This is a genomic window from Niallia sp. FSL W8-0954 (assembly GCF_038005605.1).
Classification (GTDB): Bacteria; Bacillota; Bacilli; order Bacillales; family Cytobacillaceae; genus Niallia; species Niallia circulans_A.
On record NZ_JBBOTN010000001.1, the window covers coordinates 1,253,292 to 1,274,993 of the forward strand.

Annotated in this window: 27 protein-coding genes; 24 read left to right on the forward strand and 3 right to left on the reverse strand. The window is 34.0% G+C overall.

What is annotated here, in order from left to right; translation table 11 throughout:
• Nucleotides 1-825 precede the first annotated feature (825 nt).
• From NX902_RS06240 to NX902_RS06355, 24 genes are all read left to right on the forward strand, one after another.
• Nucleotides 826-1,167, forward strand: coding sequence for a hypothetical protein (locus NX902_RS06240; protein WP_341160631.1), 342 nt, complete (start codon nt 826-828; stop codon nt 1,165-1,167).
• Nucleotides 1,164-1,532 carry an HNH endonuclease gene (locus NX902_RS06245; protein WP_341160632.1) on the forward strand — a complete coding sequence of 123 codons (369 nt, stop codon included), beginning with the start codon at nt 1,164-1,166 and terminating at the stop codon, nt 1,530-1,532. Before NX902_RS06240 ends, NX902_RS06245 begins: the two co-directional genes overlap by 4 nt.
• A gap of 120 nt (nt 1,533-1,652) precedes the next feature.
• On the forward strand, nt 1,653-2,189 hold the full coding sequence (locus NX902_RS25810; protein ID WP_445668887.1) for a phage terminase small subunit-related protein: 537 nt from the start codon (nt 1,653-1,655) through the stop codon (nt 2,187-2,189).
• Complete coding sequence (locus tag NX902_RS06255; RefSeq protein ID WP_341160633.1) at nt 2,186-3,910, forward strand: terminase large subunit; 1,725 nt, start codon at nt 2,186-2,188, stop codon at nt 3,908-3,910. The genes NX902_RS25810 and NX902_RS06255 overlap by 4 nt, the downstream gene beginning before the upstream one ends.
• Nucleotides 3,911-3,965: 55 nt before the next feature.
• The gene (locus NX902_RS06260) at nt 3,966-4,706 is read left to right on the forward strand and encodes a hypothetical protein (protein ID WP_341160634.1); all 741 of its coding nucleotides are present in this window, start codon (nt 3,966-3,968) and stop codon (nt 4,704-4,706) included.
• Nucleotides 4,707-4,750: 44 nt separating this feature from the next.
• On the forward strand, nt 4,751-5,956 hold the full coding sequence (locus tag NX902_RS06265) for a phage portal protein (protein ID WP_341161073.1): 1,206 nt from the start codon (nt 4,751-4,753) through the stop codon (nt 5,954-5,956).
• Entirely contained in the window at nt 5,925-6,503 is a 579-nt protein-coding gene (locus tag NX902_RS06270; protein WP_341160635.1) for an HK97 family phage prohead protease, read from the forward strand. Before NX902_RS06265 ends, NX902_RS06270 begins: the two co-directional genes overlap by 32 nt.
• On the forward strand, nt 6,496-7,842 hold the full coding sequence (locus NX902_RS06275; protein WP_341160636.1) for a phage major capsid protein: 1,347 nt from the start codon (nt 6,496-6,498) through the stop codon (nt 7,840-7,842). The genes NX902_RS06270 and NX902_RS06275 overlap by 8 nt, the downstream gene beginning before the upstream one ends.
• A gap of 6 nt (nt 7,843-7,848) precedes the next feature.
• Nucleotides 7,849-8,121: a head-tail connector protein gene (locus NX902_RS06280; RefSeq protein ID WP_341160637.1), complete on the forward strand. Its 273-nt coding sequence runs from the start codon at nt 7,849-7,851 to the stop codon at nt 8,119-8,121.
• Entirely contained in the window at nt 8,093-8,428 is a 336-nt protein-coding gene (locus NX902_RS06285; protein ID WP_341160638.1) for a phage head completion protein, read from the forward strand. Before NX902_RS06280 ends, NX902_RS06285 begins: the two co-directional genes overlap by 29 nt.
• A complete protein-coding gene (locus NX902_RS06290; protein WP_341160639.1) occupies nt 8,418-8,747 on the forward strand; it encodes a hypothetical protein in 330 nt (109 codons plus the stop codon). The genes NX902_RS06285 and NX902_RS06290 overlap by 11 nt, the downstream gene beginning before the upstream one ends.
• A 2-nt stretch (nt 8,748-8,749) precedes the next feature.
• Nucleotides 8,750-9,112, forward strand: a complete 363-nt coding sequence (locus NX902_RS06295) for an HK97 gp10 family phage protein (RefSeq protein ID WP_341160640.1) — start codon at nt 8,750-8,752, stop codon at nt 9,110-9,112.
• Nucleotides 9,113-9,129: 17 nt separating this feature from the next.
• The gene (locus NX902_RS06300; protein ID WP_341160641.1) at nt 9,130-9,771 is read left to right on the forward strand and encodes a major tail protein; all 642 of its coding nucleotides are present in this window, start codon (nt 9,130-9,132) and stop codon (nt 9,769-9,771) included.
• Nucleotides 9,772-9,774: 3 nt separating this feature from the next.
• A complete protein-coding gene (locus tag NX902_RS06305) occupies nt 9,775-10,161 on the forward strand; it encodes a hypothetical protein (RefSeq protein WP_047942516.1) in 387 nt (128 codons plus the stop codon).
• 237 nt (nt 10,162-10,398) lie between these two features.
• The gene (locus tag NX902_RS06310) at nt 10,399-13,167 is read left to right on the forward strand and encodes a phage tail tape measure protein (protein ID WP_341160642.1); all 2,769 of its coding nucleotides are present in this window, start codon (nt 10,399-10,401) and stop codon (nt 13,165-13,167) included.
• Nucleotides 13,168-13,884, forward strand: a complete 717-nt coding sequence (locus NX902_RS06315; RefSeq protein WP_341160643.1) for a phage tail protein — start codon at nt 13,168-13,170, stop codon at nt 13,882-13,884. It begins immediately after the preceding gene.
• A complete protein-coding gene (locus NX902_RS06320) occupies nt 13,885-15,456 on the forward strand; it encodes a phage tail spike protein (RefSeq protein WP_341160644.1) in 1,572 nt (523 codons plus the stop codon).
• Nucleotides 15,457-17,073: an SGNH/GDSL hydrolase family protein gene (locus tag NX902_RS06325; protein WP_341160645.1), complete on the forward strand. Its 1,617-nt coding sequence runs from the start codon at nt 15,457-15,459 to the stop codon at nt 17,071-17,073.
• A 15-nt stretch (nt 17,074-17,088) separates the two neighbouring features.
• Nucleotides 17,089-17,358 (forward strand): hypothetical protein, encoded by a 270-nt coding sequence (locus tag NX902_RS06330; RefSeq protein ID WP_341160646.1) that lies wholly within the window; start codon nt 17,089-17,091, stop codon nt 17,356-17,358.
• Nucleotides 17,359-17,435: 77 nt separating this feature from the next.
• Nucleotides 17,436-18,260: a DUF2971 domain-containing protein gene (locus tag NX902_RS06335; protein ID WP_341160647.1), complete on the forward strand. Its 825-nt coding sequence runs from the start codon at nt 17,436-17,438 to the stop codon at nt 18,258-18,260.
• 78 nt (nt 18,261-18,338) lie between these two features.
• A complete protein-coding gene (locus NX902_RS06340; RefSeq protein ID WP_341160648.1) occupies nt 18,339-18,794 on the forward strand; it encodes a DUF2441 domain-containing protein in 456 nt (151 codons plus the stop codon).
• An 81-nt stretch (nt 18,795-18,875) separates the two neighbouring features.
• On the forward strand, nt 18,876-19,211 hold the full coding sequence (locus tag NX902_RS06345) for a hypothetical protein (RefSeq protein WP_341160649.1): 336 nt from the start codon (nt 18,876-18,878) through the stop codon (nt 19,209-19,211).
• A gap of 11 nt (nt 19,212-19,222) precedes the next feature.
• Nucleotides 19,223-19,405, forward strand: coding sequence for a hypothetical protein (locus NX902_RS06350; protein WP_341160650.1), 183 nt, complete (start codon nt 19,223-19,225; stop codon nt 19,403-19,405).
• A 57-nt stretch (nt 19,406-19,462) separates the two neighbouring features.
• Nucleotides 19,463-20,491, forward strand: a complete 1,029-nt coding sequence (locus NX902_RS06355; protein WP_341160651.1) for a GH25 family lysozyme — start codon at nt 19,463-19,465, stop codon at nt 20,489-20,491.
• Between the two features lie 33 nt (nt 20,492-20,524).
• Here NX902_RS06355 and NX902_RS06360 read toward each other — a convergent pair whose 3' ends face one another.
• The 3 genes from NX902_RS06360 to NX902_RS06370 form a co-directional block, all read right to left on the reverse strand.
• Nucleotides 20,525-20,785 (reverse strand): hypothetical protein, encoded by a 261-nt coding sequence (locus tag NX902_RS06360; protein ID WP_341160652.1) that lies wholly within the window; start codon nt 20,783-20,785, stop codon nt 20,525-20,527.
• A 49-nt stretch (nt 20,786-20,834) separates the two neighbouring features.
• Nucleotides 20,835-21,269, reverse strand: a complete 435-nt coding sequence (locus tag NX902_RS06365; protein ID WP_341160653.1) for an SHOCT domain-containing protein — start codon at nt 21,267-21,269, stop codon at nt 20,835-20,837.
• Nucleotides 21,270-21,353: 84 nt separating this feature from the next.
• Nucleotides 21,354-21,494, reverse strand: a complete 141-nt coding sequence (locus NX902_RS06370) for a helix-turn-helix domain-containing protein (protein ID WP_341160654.1) — start codon at nt 21,492-21,494, stop codon at nt 21,354-21,356.
• Nucleotides 21,495-21,702: the final 208 nt, after the last annotated feature.

A 21,702-nucleotide genomic window follows, 5' to 3' on the forward strand; every position in this document is an offset into this window, starting at 1 on the left:
CCGACAAAATAAGGGATAAAACATAGGACAAAACAGGGGACTATTTTTATTTCCTAAAAAGGTAACATTTTCTTATCAGCTAGTTATTTAGTTGATGGGAGAAGCGCCTTTCCCTTATCAAGACGTACTCGAGTGTATCGAATGACTAAGAAGGTTGTAGCTGGTTTAACAGGGGAGCAACTGGAGTCTAGCAGTATTGCGCACGATAGCTACGGGATGAATAAAGGTGAAACTCCTTTGTTGTGGACGGTGCTTCAATGACCATTGACTTTATTAATCCTTGGCTATTCCTCTGGGGTGATTAAGGAAGTCTTGTTATTTATGGAAGTGGTGATTGTTCATTATGTCGTGGAAAGAACTTATGGTGTTCTTATTAGGGTTTATAATTGCGACTATTTTAATGAATTTAGTTCTTGGATAGAAGGATTGGATATAGTTTGCTTTACTAAAATAAAGTGCTATTTTTTGTACATTACACTAATTCTAAACGTGTTCTGTATGGTAACACCTAATAAAGGCTAAAAAACCTTAATATATCAACCTTTATCATGTTCGCATTTTTGTTCTATGTAACGCGAAAGTAACGCGAAAGTAACAGCGAGTATACAGCGAGTACATATAAACAAGAATGATAAAGAATGATAAAGAATAAATACCTTGCAAATTGTCATATGCAAGGCTTTTTTGTTTTTAAAGATTATAGATTAGGAGAAAACAAAATGATCTCAGTAATAGTTGAAAATGATAGATGGAATGGAATCTATAAAACTAAGGTTAAATTCTTGGGCATATTAATTTATTCAAAAACGGAAGGAAGAGTAAAACGTGATAGTTGAAACAAGAAAAACTGCTGCAGGTACAGAATATTGGGATGCAAAAAATAAGAAGTCTTTATTTGTTCCTAAAGGACAGAAACCTTCTTTTGAAGTAACTAAGAACCCAAAGTCTATGATATATGGTGTGGATCTAGCAAAAGGAGAAGATAAAACTGTAATTGATGGAAAAGTAGTAGATAATCAACCAGATATGAATTTGGAAGATATGAATGCAGAACAGCTTCTTTCTTTTGCTAAACAAGCCAATATCGATGTACCAGGAAACATAAAGAAAGAAGATACTATTCGTAAGCATATTGAGGAAGTTCTAGCTGCTAATGATGATAAATGAAATACTGTGGAGAGCAAGGCTGTAAGACATTAATAGCTTCTGGCCGTTATTGCCATGACCATAAGCGTAAGAAGAAAGATAAGCCAGTGTATTCTAAGAATAAATCCTTTTACAATACACAAGCATGGAAGGACCTTAAGGCTCACGTTTATCAACGAGATGGTGGTTGCTGTCAACGATGTGGGAAGTTTGTATTTGGTAAGAGAGCTCATGCTCATCATATAGTTCCAATACAAATCAATCCATCTCTTAAGCTTAATGAGGACAATGTTACTTTGTTATGCAACAAGTGTCATCCTATCGTTGAAGAAGAAACGATGCAAAAGTATTTTCCAAAGAAGAACCAGTTTAATTGGAATCTATAGCCCCCCTATCAAAAATCAGCCATAGCCATTTTATGGAGGATAGGGAGTGAGGCCCTTTCCGTGCACCTCAAAATGAAAATTTTTGAATTTTTGATACTACAAAAGAGGGAGGTGGATAGGTTGCCAAGGAAAAGAGACCCAAATCGAGATAAAGCATTAGAGTTGTTTAAAGAACATAATGGATATATTACAAATCGTGCCATTGCAGAAAAATTAGGAGTTTTAGAGAAAACTATCTCTGCTTGGAAAAGTCGTGATAAGTGGAAAGACATATTCCAAAATGCAGAATGTAGTACTACAAAAAAGAAACGTAGTACTACGAAACCTAAAAAGGGAAATAGCGATTTACGTTCTGTAAGAAAAAAACAAGTTATTGATGCTTTAGTAGAAGCTGGAACCTATTCACCAGCACTCGAATTGTTAATTGAAGTTTACTTGGATGCGTATGAAGATTACTTGGAACAGAGAAGTGAGAAACTTCGTAAAGAGATGGCCAAATATCTTGGACAGCTTGGACTTGATGGGAAAAATAAGGATTTAATTAAGAAAAGTGGTGTTCTTCTTGCTAAAGAGGAAGAAGAAAAGAAAAAAGAACCCAAAGAGGATACTAATGAAAATAGTAAACTCGTACAATTTAGGCAGAGAATGAACAGATGATTGATTTTGAAACTAATTATGCTGATCTGTTCGTTGAATATGCCGAAAAGAATCCTAAACTAATCCCCGATACAGTCAAGCTTGCAATTAAACGATATAAGAAGTGGAAAAAACGTAAAGATATTTGGTTTGATTTAGAAAAAGCAAATGCAATGCTCTATTTTACAGAAACCTTCTTGAAACATGCGAAAGGTAAGTGGGCAGGGCTGCCTTTAATATTAGAGTTATGGCAGAAATTTTATTTCTCCAATATTTATGGTTGGCAAAAATATAATGCAGATGGAAAAGCGGTGCGGGTTATTCGTACTGCTTATTTACAAGTTCCAAAAAAGAATGGGAAAACCATAATGGGTGGTTCTCCTGTTATTTATGGTATGTATGGCGAAGGGGTGAAGGGTGCTGATTGTTATATCTCAGCAAATACTTTCGAACAATGCCAAAATGCTGCCATTCCAATTGCTTTGACAATTGAAAACAGTCCTGACTTAAGACCAGGCACAAGGATTTACAAAGGAAAAGAGGATACTGTCCGTTCCGTTAAATATACATTTGTGGAAGATGGTATTAAATTCGCTAATACTTTGAAAATCTTAACTAAAGATAATGCGGGAAATGAAGGTAAAAACCCGTACATCAACTATTTTGATGAAGTCCATGCTCAAATGGATAGGGAACAATATGACAACTTACGTTCTGCCCAGATTGCACAAGATGAACCACTAAATATTATTACTTCAACAGCTGGAAAACAAAGTGGATCGTTAGGCTCTCAAATTTATGCATATGCAAAAGAAGTGATCAAGAAGGATAATGATGATTCTTGGTTTGCTTTAATCTATGAACCTAATAAAAAATACGACTGGGAAGACAGAGAAGTATGGCAGATGGTTAACCCAAACATGGGTGTATCTGTAAATATGGAGTTTTTAGAAAATGCCTTCAAAGAAGCAAAGCAAAATAGCTTTAATAAGGCAGAGTTTTTATCTAAACACTTAGACGTATTTGTTAACTACGCAGAAACATATTTTGATAAGGACCAGCTAGAAAAAATGTTGGTGGATGATCTTGGGGACGTAAAGGGAGAAACGTGTGTAATAGGAGTAGACTTATCAAGAAGAACGGATTTAACCTGTGTATCAATCCAAATTCCAACTTTTAATGATGAAGGTATATCCATTCTTAAAGTGAAGCAAATGTACTTTGTTCCAGAGTTTGGTATTGAAGAAAAAGAGCAGAAAAGAAATGTTCCATATAGAGCCTTAGCAGATAAAGGATTCGTCACTATTTGTCCAGGTAAAACAATTGATGAAGATATGGTAAATGAATATGTGGAATGGGTTTTTGAAAATTTTAATTTAGTCCAAATAAATTACGATCCTGCTTTGGCAGCAAAACTTGTTGATAAGTGGGATATGTTAGGTGTAACTGTTGCTGAAGTTCCCCAATATCCAACACACATGAATGAGCCTTTTGATGATTTTGAAATGCTGTTGCTTCAAGATCGTGTATTCACTGATAATCCTTTGCTTATTTTTTGTACAGAGAATTCAAAAGTAGTAACCAATATAAACAACTTAAAAGCTCCATCAAAAAGAAAATCACCAGAGCATATAGATGGATTTGTTGCTATGCTTATTGGTCATAAAGAAACATTGAACATGATGGAAGGACAAATCTTAGATGAATCCTTTAATGATTACTTAGATGAAATTTATCGGTAAAAGTTATTAAACAAACCACATGTTTTTGCTATGATTTAGTAAAGGGGTGTCTAAAGTGAGTTTTGAAGAATTTATTAATATTAACGGTAGTGTTATGGCAATATCTGCTATAACAGTAGGAGTATTGTCGTTTATAGGAGTTCTAATCAGTATTATTATGAATCATAAACATAATAAAAAGTCATTGATACAACAAAAAGAACAAAATAAGGAGAACTTTAAAGGGAATGTAGTATCTAAAGCAAGAATCGAATGGATTCAAGAAGTGAGGAAGCAAAGTGTAGAGTTTATTTCATCATGTTATATCTTAATGAATTATATAAAATTGTTAAAAGCAAATGGAGAATTAACTGAAGACAACCATATTCTTTTGAGTAAAAGGATACAAAGTGACGAGAGTATTACACAATATAAAAGCGACATAGAAAAAAGTGGCACATTATTAGTATTATATTTCGGTCCCGACTCAAGTGGGAATAATACATTTATAGAGTATATTGTACATCTAATTACTCACAAACTAGATAAATTTGGAGAATGGTATGATGTGGGGCAAATACTTGATTTAGAAGATTCAGTTATTGTATTAAGAGACTTCTTGAGAATCTATTTGAAGGCTGAATGGAAAAGGGCTAATGGAGAAATAGATGATAATGAGTTACAAATATACTTGGAGAGTCATAATCTTTATAATAAAATCCTCAAAATTTACCAATCTGGGATTAATTCTCACAAGGAATGGATTGATAATTATTATTTTCAATTGCAACTACAATATAGCAAGTATGATGATTAGCATGTTCTTTTACATGCTTTTTTTTATTGGAAGGCGATGAGATATTGAGAATAAGAGATAGGGTATCCAATTATTTATATAAGCAAGCAGAAAAGCGAGGAGCGATCGTAGATATTTATAATAATGCCATCCGTTATGGCGGAAGGTATGTAAATGATGAAAATATTTTAGAATCTAGTGATGTTTACGAACTTATGCAGGATATCAGTAATCAGATAATGTTGGCTGATTATATAGTTGAGGATGAACATGGCAATGAAGTTAAAAATCATTGGGCGTTAAAAACATTAAGAAATCCTAATAACTATTTAACAGGTTCAGAGTTTAAGAAGCTTATGACAAATATTTATTTGCTTCAGGGTGAAGTTTTCCCAGTGTTAGATGGCGATAGGTTACATCTTGCTACTAATGTTTATCCGGAATTGGATGATAGGCTCATAGAGCATTACAAAATAAACGGAGAAGAAATTCCTTGCTCTATGATCAGGCATATCAAGAATATTGGAACTAACCATTTACAAGGAGCAGGGTTGATGCAACTTGGTAAGAATACTTTAGAAGGTGTAATGAGTGCAGAAAAGGTCCTAACAGACAAATATAAGAAAGGTGGACTGTTAGCATTCCTTTTACAATTAGACGCTCATATCAATCCACAGAATGGCGCACAATCAAGGTTAATTAAAAAGATATTGGATCAATTAGAAAAGATAGACGAGTCTCGTTCTGTAAAAATGATTCCTTTAGGAAAAGGATACAAGATAGAAACACTTGAAAGCCCTATAGATGACCAAAAGACACTAGCGTTTCTTAATGTCTACAAGAAGGATTTAGGTAAGTTTCTGGGCATAAATGTGGATACTTACACAGCGTTAATAAAGTCAGACCTAGAAAAAGCTATGATGTATCTCCACAACAAAGCTGTTAAACCAATAATCAGAAACTTTGAGGACCATTTGAGTCTTCTTTTTTTTGGCCGAGATTCTAAGTTTAGAATCAAACTAAAAATTAATATTCTTGATTTTGTTAGCTACAGCACGAAAACAAATATTGGTTATAACATTGTTCGTACTGGTATTACTTCACCAGATAATGTTGCGGAAATGCTTGGGTTCCCTAAACAAAATACACCTGAAACACAAGCAATCTATATCTCTAATGATCTATCGAAAATTGGAGATAAGAAAGCCACTGACGATTCCTTGAAGGGGGGTGATGGAAATGGGCAAGAAGAAGGAAATGAGGACACTTAACATCACCAATCTTCAAACTAGAGATGGGATTGAAAATGAACCTAGAGTGATTAGTGGTTATGCAGCCGTCTTTAATTCAAAAACAACTATAGGTGAATGGTTTGAGGAAACAATATCTCCTGGCGCATTCGCAAGAACAATAACGGAAAATGGAGATATCAGAGCCTTGTTTAATCATAATTGGGACAATGTTCTAGGTAGGACTAAAAGCGGTACTTTGAAATTAGAAGAAGATGAACGAGGTCTTAAATTCGAAATCGAATTACCTAATACTACTCTTGCTAGAGATTTAGTCGAAAGTTTGAAGCGTGGTGACATTAGTCAATGCTCATTCGGATTTATCCCAACTAATGAGACTTGGGATTATGATGCAGAGCCTATGCAGAGAACCATAAATGAAGTGGACTTATACGAAATATCTGTTGTCTCTATTCCTGCGTACGATGATACGGAGGTTTCTTTAGTTAGGAGTAAAGAAGCCTATGAACAAGCAGAGACACGTTTAAAATTAATAAAACAAATAAAGGGAGTTTTGGAAAATGAATAAAAAACAATTACGAGCAATGCAAAAGAGAAATAAAAAGCGCCTTACAGAATTACGGACTAAACTAGAAAAGAATCAAGTACGTGAGGAAGACTTAGAAGCTGTACAACAAGAAGTTACAGAACTAGCGGAAGAGGCTCAAGCCATTGCAGATGCTTTAGCAGCTATTGGTGATGGACAAGAGGGACAAGAGAGCGAAGACGAAGAAGGCCAAGAAGATTCCGAAGAATCTAGAGATGGAGAAGAAGGTGATGGGAAAGAAAAACAAGGTGATGAGGAAAAAGATTCTGAACAACGTTCTTTTGTTTCCCCAGAGCAACGATCAGCTGCAATGACTCAAATTGGAAAGGCATTGTCTACTCGTGCTGCTAAGTCAACTAAGAAAAAGGAAAAAGAAATTCGCTCTGCATTTGCTAATTTTATTGTTGGTAATATTGACGAGATGGAAGCTCGCGCACTGGGATTAATTACTGGTAATGGATCAGTAACTGTTCCAGATTTCTTAAGCAAAGAAATTATCACATATGCTCAAGAAGAAAACTTTTTACGTCGCTTAGGTACTAGTGTATCTACAAAAGAGAATATTAAATGGCCAGTACTTGTTAAGAAAGCAGAAGCGCAAGGACATAAAGACGAGCGAATCACTAACGAAATGCCTGAAACAGATATCGAATTTGATGAAATCGAATTATCTCCAACTGAATTTGATGCACTAGCTACTGTTACTAAAAAGCTACTTGCTCGTACAGGTCTTCCAATCGAAAAAATTGTTATGGACGAATTGAAAAAAGCGTATGTGCGTAAAGAAATTCAGTATATGGTTAATGGAGATGAAGCAAACAACATCAATGATGGTGCATTAGCTAAAAAGGCTGTTGAATTTACAACTGATGAAACAAATTTATATGATGCGTTAGTTAAAATGAAAAATACTCCAATAAAAGAAGTTCGTAAAAAAGCTAGATGGATCTTAAACACTGCTGCATTAACTAAAATTGAAACAATGAAAACTGCTGATGGTTTCCCATTGCTTCGTCCGTTTAATCAAGCAGAAGGTGGAATTGGATATACTTTATTAGGATTCCCAGTTGAAGAAGAGGACGCAATTGATATTGCTGATGCTCCGGATACACCAGTATTCTACTTTGGAGATTTCTCTAAGTTTTATATTCAAGATGTAATCGGATCTTTAGAGGTACAAAAATTAGTAGAGTTATTCTCTAGAACTAACCGTGTAGGATTCCGTATCTGGAACTTGTTAGACGCCCAATTAATTTATTCTCCATTTGAGATTCCAGTTTACAAGTATGTATTAGAAGAAACACCACCAGCTGCTGGGTAATGGCTTATGAATGAAGAGTTAACCACCAAATTAAAATCACATTTACATTGGGAAGAGGGCATGGATGATTCTATGCTCTCTTTTTATCTAGAATCAGCAAAAAAATATGTTATTACTGCTACAGGTAAGGAAGTTGAATACCTGGTAATAATGGTTGCTGGCATTATGTACGAATATCGGGTGTCTGAAAAGGAACTCGAAGAAGCCTTAAATGCGTTAACTCCTTTCTTTGTCCAGGAGGTGTATGCAGATGCCGAAGAGACAGACGAACAATCTTAAGTGGACAGCTGAATTAATGCTCCTTAGTGAAACAATTGATCCAGACACGGACCGTCCTATTTTGGACTACGTAAAAGTAAGGGATATACGGTATAACAACTTAGGGGTTACTTCTACAGACAAGATTTTTGCAGATCGTGATACGAATGAGATTGTTAAAAAGATTGAAACTCGTTTAGATCGTTCTGTGGAAAATAACCAAAAAAATTATCGTGTGAAGGTTGCAGAAAGAACCTACAACATTGAAAGAATTTATGTACGAGAACAGGATAGAGTGATGGAGGTGTCATTGTCTTATGCAGATTAATTTCCAAGAATTAAGAGACATTATGAAACAATCTGGTTTGCCTGTGTATCGTGATGATGCTCCTACTACTGCAACCTATCCCTATATCGTTTACGAATATGTCAATGAGACGCACAGAAGGGCTTCGAATAAAGTTTTAAAGTCTATGCCCTTATATCAGATCTCAATTATCACAAATGGAACAGAGAGGGATTATGAGCCTTTAAAAAAGGTGTTCAATGATAATAGAGTGGAATACTCCATGTTCACTGGCATTCCCTATGATGAAAATGACGATACAATTACTCAATTTATCACCAATGTTAGGTGTGTGAATTAATTATGGCAGCTAATAACAATGGATTTGCACAAGCATTAGAAGATATAAATACTATTGTTCGAACGAACCAAACAGTAAGTAAGACGAATCTCGAAAAGGCTGCTGAATATTTTGTGAGCAAACTGGACGAAAAAATTCCTATGACTACAAAAAATAAAAAGCATTTAAGAGATAGCTTAAAGGTTGTAGTTAAAGAAGATTATGTCTCCGTGCAATTTGAATCTGATTTATTTTATTGGTATATGGTAGAACATGGCCATAAGAAAGCAAATGGAAAAGGAAGAGTAAAGGGACAACATTTTATTCGAAATACCACTGATCAAGAGCAGGAAAAACTTTTAGATTTAATGATGGATAGATTATAGATTAGGAGTGAAAAATAATGCCAAAAGCTAAAGAAATGTTATACCCAGTTGGTGTTGAAAATCTTTTTATTGCATTTATGACAGATGGAAAGGATACTGCTGATGTTGCTCCAACATATGACGAGCTTATTTATAGCCTTCCAACTATTGAAACAATCGGAATAGCTGGTGCACCTACAACAGCTAGAAAATGGGCTAGTAATAAGATTTTTGTGAACGTTACAAAGAATGGTCAATTCACATTGACTTTAGATCATACTGCTATCCCAGTTGAAGTTGCTGATAAAATGAATGGGAAAACAGCTGAAAAAGGTGTGGTATTTGAAACTGCCGCTTTAATTGAACTACCTTATTTTGCTATTGGATTTATTGCACCCCTTAATGATGGTTCTAAAATCGCTCGCTGGTATCCTAAATGCCAGGTAACAACGAATGATGAATCTTATACAACAAAGAATGATGAAACCACAATTCCTACTCAACAACTTGTTATGACTGCAACCCCATTATTGTTCAATGATGTAACAAAAGTTGATTTTAATAGTGCTCGTGATTCTGCAACTGGAGTAACAGCAGAAGACTTTATGAAACAAGTTATAACTTCCCAAGCGCAATTAGCTACATTAGGTAGCTCTGCCCCAATAGATGGAGGTGAATAATAGTTGGCTAGATTAAGTGATTTAGTAAATGTCAATATCAACAGGGATGAAATAAAAATACAGGGAGTAAGTATCCCTGTTATTTTTACAATGAAGTCATTTCCTTTTGTAGAGGAAGCATACGGAAAGGCATATCATATATTCGAAAAAGATATTCATAAAATGTTAACTACAGGTACTGTAGTTCTCGGTAAAAAAGAAACAAAATTGATGTATTCACTTATATATGCAATGGTGAAAAGCGGCGGAACAGATTGTACTCCATATGAATTAGAAAACTCCATTCCTATTGCGGACTTAGAAGGAATATTTCAAACGGTGTTAGATATCTTTAACAGACAAAATTTCCAAACGGAAGATATGGAGAAGATTAAAACTGAAAAAAAGTAACGAACATACTAACAAAAAATGATGAATCTCAGTCTGAATTAGATTGGGATTTTTATTTTTTTGTTGGTAATACGTTACTTAATTTAGATATGGATACATTTTGGAATATCACTCCTAACCATCTTCTTAAACAATTCATTTTATTTTTACGATTCAACAATCCAGATGCATTAGTTAAAGAAAAACAGGTTTATACATTAGATCAGACTCCATACCTGTAAAAAGTGAGGTGAGAATATGGCTGATCGTGAACGTGATGTTGTTCTTAATTTTAAGATGGATGGTCAAATACAATATGCTCAAACTCTTAAGCAAATAAATTCGGTTATGAATACAGCAGCTAAAGAATACAGAAATCATATTGCAGCAATGGGCCGTGATGCTTCTGAAACAGATAAATTAAGAGCAGAAAAGAAGAAGCTTGAAATCCAAATGGAAGGTGCTTCAAAACGTACAAGATTACTTCGTGATGAGTATGAAAGAATGGCAAATGATACAAATACCACAACCGAAGAACTAACTAAAATGTACAACAAATTGTTAGATGCCGAAAAAGCAGAAAATAGTTTGCGTACTTCATTGGATCGTGTAAATGCTGGTTTGTCTGATCAAGCAATTGAAGCGAGAGATGCGAAAAGTAAAATAGAGGATTTAAAAGATGAAAACAAATTATTAGAAGCAGAGCAAAAAGCTTTGACAAGTTCTTTTAAATTGCAACGGTCTGAGTTGGGTGATAATGCCAGTGAAGCTGAAAAGTTAGAACTTGCCCAAAAACAATTAAGAGAACAAACGGAATTAACTGACAGAGTAATCAACAATCTCGAAAAGCAATTAGAGCAAGCTAAAAAGGCCTATGGAGAAAATTCCATTGAAGTAATGCAGTTAGAGACAAAACTAAATGATGCCAAGACTACTCTTCGAAACTTTAGTACACAGTTAGATAGAGTCGAAGACAGTAGTGATGATGTAGGAGAAAGCTTAGAGTCCTTAGGGCAAAAGATGGACCTTAACAATATGATGGAAGCAACTCAAATGTTACAAGGAGTTACTGACAAACTCTTAGATTTACAAAAGGCAGCCTTCGAAACAGCGTTAGAATTTGGAGATTCTCAGACGTTTTTGCAAGCAAATTTAGGTGTTACAGCAGATCGTGCTGAAGAACTGAATGAAATTGTAGAAAATGTGTTCAGAAATGGTGTAGTTGGTTCTGTTGATGAAGCAGCCGAAGCTGTTAGTTTAGTAGGCAAGTCTTTTAAGGATCTAAACAATACTGAATTAGAAAAATTGACGAATAGTATTGTAACTATCGCAAAGCGCACAGGAACAGATGTACAAGAAAATGTTGTTGCTGCACAAAAATTAATGTCGGAATTTGGTTATAGTGGCGAAGAAGCAATGGATTTAATTGCATATGGATATCAAAATAACTTAAATAAATCAGGAGACTTCTTAGACACCATTAACGAATATTCCCCATTATTTGCAGATGCACAATTCAGCGGTGAACAAATGCTAGATGCGATAAAAGAAGGCTTAGACGGTGGTGCCATGAATGCCGACAAAGCAGCCGATGCTATTAAAGAAATGCAAATCCGTTTTGGGGATGGTTCTTTTAAAGATAAGATTGATATGTTTTCTAAAGGAACTGCTGACCTTTTTAAAAAGTGGGAAAAAGGCGAAGTTACCATGACCGATGTAATGAATAGTATCCAAAAAGATATTCAAAAAATGGATTCCTCTAAACAACAGGAAGCTCTAACAGCTCTTGGAACCCAATTCGAAGATCTCGGGATTCGCGGTACTGTATCCATTTTAGGTATTGGTGATGCTATGGTGGATGCAACAGGTAAAGCGGAAGATATGGCCAAAAAAAGCCCGGGAGAAGAATGGGAGTCCTCATTACGTGAATTGCAATCTTCTATGGTGCCAATTGGACAAATACTTGTTGATAATATAACTCCAGTAATAGACGGATTAGCGAAAATGGGGGAATGGTTTGAAAAGCTACCTGGACCAGTACAAAACTTCATTGTTGTTTTTGGTGGAATTATTACGGTAGCAGCTGTTTTAGCTCCACTGATCTTAGGTGTTGTTGTAGCAGTGAGCGCACTGGAAATTGCATTGTTACCTATTATAGGAATAGTAGTTGGTGTGGCTGCTGCTATCGCTGGTGTTATTCTTGTAATCAAAAACTGGGGAGAAATAACCGATTGGTTAGGCGATAAATGGGACCAGTTCACCGGATGGCTTTCAGATGGAACTTCCAAACTCGCTAAGAATTTTTCTGAAAAGTTTACAGAAATAAAAGAGGGTACGGTAAATAAATTTAACGAACTAAAAGATAAATCAATTCAAAAAGTAACAGATTTGAAGAATAAAGGAATCGAAATGATTGCTTCATTTGCAAGAAACGGTATTAAAAAAGCAGTCGAAATGAAAACAGGTTTTACTAATAAAGTGGAAGAGCTAAAAAATGGAGCAATTAACAAGTTTAACAATCTCCGTGATCGAGCAGCAGAAATTATGAAGACAACAAAAGAAAAAATACTATCTCCAATTCATGCTGCACGTGATGCAGTTAAAACAGCTGTAGAGAAAATGAAAAGTTTTTTCAATTTTAATTGGAAGTTACCTTCGATTAAAATGCCAAGATTCTCGGTAAGCGGAAGTAAAAACCCACTAGATTGGATAGAACAGGGAGTGCCTAAATTAAGCGTTAAATGGAATGCGAAAGGTGGTATCTTCACTCGTCCAACTATATTTGGTGAGAATAACGGACAATTACAAGGAGCTGGAGAAAGAGATCCAGAGGGAGTTTTACCTTTAAACGAGGAAACATTAGGAGCAATCGGTAAAGGGATCGCTGCCACAATGCAACAATCTAGAGGGGATAATAGACCAATTATTTTCCAAATAGACGGTAGAACATTTGCTCAAGTAATTGGTCCATATACAGATGCAGAAGGCGGTATACAAATTAGAAAAATAGAAAGAGGGTTGGCATAGATGTATGGTATTAAGTTTAATGGAAAACATTCATATACTGATATGGGCTACACTATGCCAATTGATGAAAGGGAAATAGGTTTTCCAAGCAAAGAAAAAATCTTAGTGAAGGTTCCCTTTTCTAATGTTGAATATGATTTTAGTGAAGTTTATGGCTCGCAAACTTATTCATCAAGAATGTTGAAATATGGTTTCAATGTTCTAAAAGAAGGTAACTGGACACATCAAGCCATGGAATTTCAAAAAACTAAGTTGATAAATTGGCTTATGAATAGCAACGGAAAACAAAGGCTATATGATGACGATATTCCAGGTTATTATTTTTTGGCTGAGGTAGAAAGTGAAGCAAGTTTTGTGGATGACTTTGAAACAGGTACTCTTTCAGTAACATTTAAGGCATATCCGTTTATGATTGCAGATCTATCAGAAGGACACGATATTTGGGATGAGTTTAATTTTGAATTAGATGTCTCTCAACAAGTGGACTTTACAGTAACAGGAACATTATTAGTCACATTGATTAATAATGGTACACCAGAAGTAGTGCCGGAAATAATATCATCTAGTCAAATGAAATTGGTTAAAGAAGGAACTACTTATACAATTAATGCTGGTGTTACAAAAAGTAGTGAATTGGTACTCAAAAGCGGTGAAAATGTAATTAATATCACTGGAAATGGTAAGATATCTTTTAAATTTTACAAGGAGTTGATTTGATTGTATAAGGTTACGATTATTAATGACGGTAAAGAAACAGTCATTCATTCTCCTGTTGTAAATGAACTGAAACTACCTTCAGGAATAATAAAAAAAGCGATTAATGCTATAGATTCCTTCATTTTTTCATTTCACTTAAATAATCCTGGATATGGAAAAATGAAGCCATTAAGAACGTTAGTCAATGTATTAAATATAAAGACAGGTAAATATGAATTTGAAGGACGCGTGTTGGGACCTAGTGAACAGATGGACCCCAATGGACTAATTATTACTTTTTATGAATGTGAAGGAGAATTAGCCTATTTACATGATTCTCAGCAACGTCATTTAGAGTTTAGAGGAACACCAAAGCAGCTCTTACAGTCGATAATCAGTTATCATAATCAGCAAGTAGAAGAATATAAACGTTTTGAGGTTGGAGAAGTAACAGTAACCAATTCAACAAATAATCTATATCTCTACTTATCTGCTGAAAAAGATACTTATGACACAATAAAAGAAAAATTAATTGATAATGTTGGTGGCGAACTTCAAGTCCGAAAGGAAAATGGGGTTCGCTATTTGGATTGGCTTGTGAAAATAGGTGTAGACAGCAATACAGAAATTAAAATTGCGAAGAATTTACTTACTATGACTAGAGATGTGGATCCATCGACTATAATAACTCGTTTAACTCCACTTGGAACTCGTATTGAGTCCAAGGAAGAAGGAGCGACAGATGCTAGTGAAGCCAGATTGACCATTGAATCTGTCAATGGCGGTAAACCCTATATAGATAATCCTGCTCTCGTTGCTGAATTTGGAATACAAGGTGGTTCGGTTATTTGGGATGATGTAACAATTGCTAGTAATTTATTGTCAAAAGGAAAAGAATGGTTTGCTAATCAAAAGACTTCACTCAATCAATATCAAATATCAGCTATTGATCTGTCTTTGATTGGATTGGATATTGATAGTTTTGTGGTTGGTAATACTCATCCTGTCATTAATCCCATAATGGCAATTGATGAGCGTCTAAGAATTGTAGGGAATTCCATCGATATAAACGAAGTTGAAAACTCTTCTTTAACAATTGGAGATAAGTTCAAAACTCTTTATCAATATCAGAGTGAAGCAAATAAAGCACAATCTAAAGTTGCAGAACTTCAAAATGCAGTATCTCAACAAACAAACAGAATAGGCTCAATTTCGACTGAATTATCTTTAACTAAGGAAGAATTGAATTCAACAAAAGAAATGCTACAGCAAACGCAAGAACGATTAGAAAGTTATGAAAATATCACGGACGAAGATATTACATCAATTAATCGATCTGTAAGCGACTTATTAGATGCTATTAATGACATTGAACAAGCAATTGCTGACATACCACAATACCAATTAGCTACAAGTACAACAGATGGCCTTATGAGTGCTTCTGATAAAAGCAAATTAGATTTAATTAAACTTTTAAACTCGATTGATTTAGATGTGTTAAAGGATAAATTAGATTTAATTACTGTTTCATCCCCAGTTAATTTAGATACTTTAGTAGAAAGAGTTACAAAGTTAGAAGAAGGAGGGCAATAAATGGCATATAGAGATCCGACCCCTGTATCACCTAGTAAAATTGATTACAATAAAAGCAAAGTAGATCCACGAGTTTCTAATTATACAAAGCAAGTTAGAGAAAAACAGCATGGTATAGACACACGAGAAGCTATGGCAAGAGCCGAGGAAATATCAAGTGTAGTATCTACTGAAGCGAAAGAATTAAGCGAGAAAACTAAAGTTAGACAAGATGTGTTAGAAAAGCAATTCGATGAACAGATAGAAAATATGACATTAGAAGATCCATCATCTGCCGAAATAGTTGCTGCACATGTAAATGCTAATACTGGGGAAAGTTGGACGACCGTTGGCAGAAGGTTAGATGATGAAAATAAAAAAGTTAACGAACAGTTGGGAGAGGCTGGAGTTTATCCTAAAGCATTAGGAGCTAAAATAGATGGCTCTACAAATGATACGGGTTATATTAATGAAGCCATAGCGACAGGGAAAAAGTTACTTGGTAATGGGAAGGCTGTGGTTACAAGTATAGAAGCGCCAAAAGGCTTTGATTCTTCAAATACTCTAAAAATTATAAGAGAAAGTGATGGGTATTTATATAACTCTTACGCGGATAAATACAATAGATTAGTATTTGGACAAGAATATTTATCTTATTTTCACCGTCGTATTGCTGCTGGTAGTAGTGTATCCATCTGTTTTAGTGGAGATTCTACAACTGCTAATACAGGATTTATAAATGGGTATAAAATAAATGAACTTATACAAACATTAGCAACCAATGATGGATTTTATAATGTAATGACTGTCAATCGAGGTCAGCCTGGTAAAACATCATGGGATTGGATTAATGATTATCTTGACGGAGACTTAGCAGTAAATGCAGACATGATGGTCATAAGATGGGGGATTAACGATCCAGAAAAAGGCTCTGATTTAGATGATTTTATGAAAAATATGAGGGCTGGGTTAGAAAAAATTCGTCAAACCAAAACTTACGCTCAAATGTCGGTAGTTCTAATGATGCCTAATACAACTAGTGATCATGAACACGGTCGCGGTGAGGTGTGGTATGAAAGTATGGTAAATGGACTAAAACGACTTGCTAGAGAATTCCAGTGCGTATTTATTGATACTTATGCTTATTTACAGTCAAGTCGTAATGCTTATGATTACATGGATAGCGCATATGATGGGGCAAGCTCAATACATCCAAAAGAAATAATGAATATTTGGATAGCAGATATTATTTATGAAACAATTTTTCCGAGGGCAATGAAGCTACTTTTTGCACAAACTGAACCAATATCTTTGGCAGGATCTTTACAAAACGGCTGGTTTGTTCCAAGTGGATTTAGATCACCCGGATACTGGTTTGAAAATGGCTCCATTAAATTTAGAGGAGTAATAAAAGCAGGTATCCTTACTACAGGTACAACTATATTTACGTTACCTATATCTTTGGCAACTGCAACGTTTTTAGATGTTGGAACTCGTGGTGGGGGCGGATCATTAATGCTTGATATTAATGGAAATGTAAAAATTGAAACATTAATTCCTCCTCAAAGTGGGGACCAGTGGGTTACCTTTGAAGGTGCAGAAGCAAAATTAAATAGAAACGTTATTAATTTACCTTAGAAAGGAGATTATACGATGGGATTGTTAAAAAGAAATGTTCAAATGGATAATGGTCTAGTTGCTCCAACTGTGTATTACAATATTTCTTATTTTCAAGGTAATAAAGAAAATGTAACTTATAATGTTTATGCATATGCCTCCCGAGAATCTTATTTGACTGGATTTCCTTTGTTGTTTACGCGTTCATATAATTTTCCCTTTACTTCAGGTGATATAATTAAAAGTGGTTATATTCATCTTAAAGATTTAGCTGAATTTAAGGATGCAGAGGATGTAATTGATTAGTTTACTTAGTAATAATAAAAAAATTTAATTTTGTGATAGAATTGAGGGAAACTTACAAAAAAAGGAGAAATAACAAAATGTTTGGAAAAGTGGATCCTGATAAATATCTATATCATTTCACTTCATACACAACAGCATTAGAGTATATATTACCTCAAAGAACTTTAAGAATTAATTCATACTCAAATATGAATGATCCAAGAGAAAGTAAAAAATGGAATTTTAATGTTTCATATTCTAGGGATAAATTAGATTATATAGGGTTTAATGAAATTCAAGAAAAATTCCATTCTAATTTAAAAATGAAAACTAAGGTACTATGTTTTACAAAGGACAATCTAGATTTTAATGAAATGGAGTTCATGACTAGAGGATATTTACACCCTAGAATGTGGGCTCAATATGGTGGTAATCATAAAGGTTTGTGTTTAATGTTTGATAAATCTAAGCTAGCAAAAATTATTGATGATAACCTTTCACCGAAAGGAGACATTTATCAAGGCGCAGTTAGATATGGCAAGTTTTCAATAAATCCATTTCATGTAGATTATGATGAATTAAAATCATTAGGATATGAAAAATTTATTAAAAAACAAGTTAAAGAAAATTATCAGGAACTATATTTTGAAAAAATGTTAGATTGGAAGGATGAATGTGAATACCGTTGGGTTCTCGTTTCTGATGAAAATAGTGAATTTGAATATGTTCATTATAAGGATTCTTTAGTAGCTATTATTTTAGGAGTTGATTTTCCACCTGTATACGAAACTATTATTGAAAGTTATTCTAAGAAGTTTAAAATTAATGTAGTTAGAATGTATTGGAATAATGGGCAGCCTAGTGTATTGCCTGTATATATGTTTGAAAATGAGGAACTAACGGATTTCAAAAAAGTATTTTAAGAATTGTGAAGTAAGCACATTAACTGAAAGAAGGAAATAACTCCCTAGTGTCGAATAATGTTGCAAGGGAGTGGTGTTATGAGTGAAGAGTACTTTCATGTGTCTAGAGACGATCTTAAAATTGGTTCGATATTAGAAGCTAAATATGGACAAATCATACAAGATAGCCGATATTTTATGTTTAACGATTTAAACTATTCTCAGTATCTAAAAGAAATGATAATTGAAGAGGAAAGGGTACAATCTTTCCCTAAAATACCTTCTAGATTAAAGTGTATATATGTCGTTGACAGTATAGAGCTTGCTAAGAAATATTTAAAGGAGTTTAATAAAGAGTTTATTTATAGAGTTAAAATTACAGATGGAATAATTCATAAAGTGGATATGAAATGGATGGATTATAATAGACAATCTCTTGAAAATATAAGAGAGATAGCTAGGAGATATTTTAGCGGACAAACAATAGGACAAGATACTTTTATTGAATGTTTAGTTGAAGGCACGGTTGTTATAGAAAACAAAATTTATATCTAATAGTACCCATCTAGGGTACTATTTTTTATTTCATTCAAGGAGGTGAGTCCATGATTACAGAGAGAAAAGGGGGATGGGAAAATGCTAACAGAGGTGCCTACATTGGAAGAGATAGTTGATGATCACGAAGGAAGGATAAAAGCACTTGAAGATTATCAGAAGGAACAAGAAAAGCTAAATCAAGAAATTAAAACACAGTTATTAGCTACTGAAAACACTGTTTTAAAGGAATCTGGGAAACAACAAGGTTTAGTGCAAAAGCTACTCGATCATGTCTTAGAAGAGGATAAGGAAGACCGTAAATCATCTAGGAACAATAAGACATATACACAACAGCAAATATGGAAAATAGCAGGAGTCCTTGCAGGAAGCGGAGGGCTTTTTTATTTATTGCTGGAAAAATTATTAGCTAGATAGGGGGGGGAACTGTGAAAAAGAAACTAAGCGCCTTACTAGAAGTGCGTAAGATTATTGCGTTGTCTGTGATAATTTTGTTTATAATCTTGTCACTTAAAAATGTACTACAAACAGATTTTATACAAACTGTGATAGTAACTATTGTGTCTTTTTATTTTGCTAAATCAACAGCACTAGACAAATCAAATGAGTAGCTTAATAGCTGCTCTTTTTCTTTTATAAAAAATAAAAAAATGGAGAGTGAAGTAAAAATGACGAAAATTTTAGGTATTGATGTATCAACTCATAACGGTAAACCAGACTGGGCAAAAGTTAAAGCTGATGGAGTTAAATTTGCAATGATCCGGATGGGGATTGGTAGTGATATTTCATCACAAGATGATAAAGAATTTGAACGAAATGTTAGTGAGTGTGACCGTTTAGGTATACCTTGGGGAGCATATTTATATAGTTATGCATTAAATGTTAACGATGCAAAAAGCGAAGTAGAACATGCAAAGCGCTTGCTAAAAGGGAAGAAACCAACTTATCCAATCGCATTTGATATGGAAGATGCAGACGGATATAAAAAGAAAAATGGAATGCCTAGTAATTCTACATTAGTTGATATTTGTGAAACCTTTTTAAGTGCCTTAGAAAAAGAAGGTTACAAAGTTACTTTGTATGCAAGCTTAAGCTGGTTAGATAATCAACTAAATAACAGTAAGTTAGACAAATATGACAAATGGGTTGCCCAATGGGGGCCTAAATGTACGTATGGTGGAGAATACTCATTATGGCAGTACACAAGTGATGGAGAAGTAAATGGTATTGATGGAAGAGTAGACCTGAACTATTCTTACAAAGATTTTGCTGCTAAATCTGTTAGTGAAACTAAAAAAGAGACGAAAAAAGAAGTGAAAAAAGAAGTAAAGTCTAAAACAGCGACAGTAAAAACTTATCAAGTAACTAAACAACATAATGGTTATGCTACTGCTAACGATGCTAAGTATAAGAAAAATAAAAAGACAACTGTACCAAAAGGTAAATACTATGTCTTTAATGAATCTCAAGGAATGATTAACGTCACAACTAAAAAAGGGGTGCCAGGTAGCTGGATTAATCCTTCTGAAACTTCTGCTAAAGCAACTAATCCAGAATATTATGTTGTAAAAAACAATGATAATCTTACTAAGATTGCTAAGGAATATAAAACATCAGTAGCTTCTATTTTGGCGTTAAATCCAAGTATCAAAAACAAAAACCTTATTTATCCAAAACAAAAAATTAGAGTAAAGTGATTATTATAAGCCCTGCTCTTAATTGAGTAGGGCTTATTTTCTTTTTATATAAAGTTCTCGAACCTTTTCAGTAATATCATTTGTCTCATTATAAATTATCTTTCTAAGAGTGACCTTATTAACGTTATCTCTAATCAATTTGTCACAAGCAATCTTAGCAACTCTTGCTGCTTCTGCATCTGGGTTTACTTCATATTCAAAAGAATCTACTTCATAATTGCCACGTTGTAAACTGTTGTTTGAACCTAATCCAGGATAGTGAGTAGTGTAATATATAGCGATATGTATTTGCATAATTATCTCCTTTAAAAAAAGCCCTTCTCTAATGAGTTGGGCAATTTCTTTATATATTTAGGATTTGCTTTTTCTTTAGATCAAATTCCTCTTGAGTAATAATTCCCTCATCTAACAAGGATTTCAATTCTTTAAGAGAACCGAGATCAGATTTAGAACTTTGATTTTTCATTCTTGCTTCTATTTCAGATTTTAACTTTAAAGCTTCTTCATTTTGATTTCTCTTAAACTTAACAGCATTTTGTGGTTGATCTACTGTTCTTAAAATCCCCACCATAGAACTTCTTGGAGTTGATAATTGAAGATAGCCATTTGAAGTTAAAGAAGCTTCTTTAAATTTGATTTCTTGGATTTGACTATATAACACTTTAGTATCTCCACGCAATGCCTTATGTATCATTAAATCATTCTTTCCTCTTTTGAAAATTACACCATCATCGGTTAATTCTACAGTTGTGTTTGGCTTCTTAAAAGTGTAACTCATTTACATTCCCCCACTATATTTATACCTGTATTGTACAGTTAGTATAAATTTCTTTCCATGGATTCGACAAAAATAGACATAAGATTATTCGTCTTTCCATTCATATAGTTCATCGACTTTAACATTCAATAATTTAGCTAATTTAAATAACTTTGGAGTAGGGGGATATACTTTTCCGTTTCTCCAATTGGACAAGGTATTTCTTGATATCTCCATATATGACATAACATATTCGTTTTTGAAAGGAGATTTGTCTATTTTCTCTCCAACCTTACATATCAACATATTCATCACCTATTAATTACTTTCCACAAGTAGATGAGAAATCCTTTAACAATATAGTGAGTAATAATTTTACAACTATTTTGTGATAGACAGGCATAATAGTATTCCAAATCCCATACCATTTACTATACCAAATGAATTACCACCC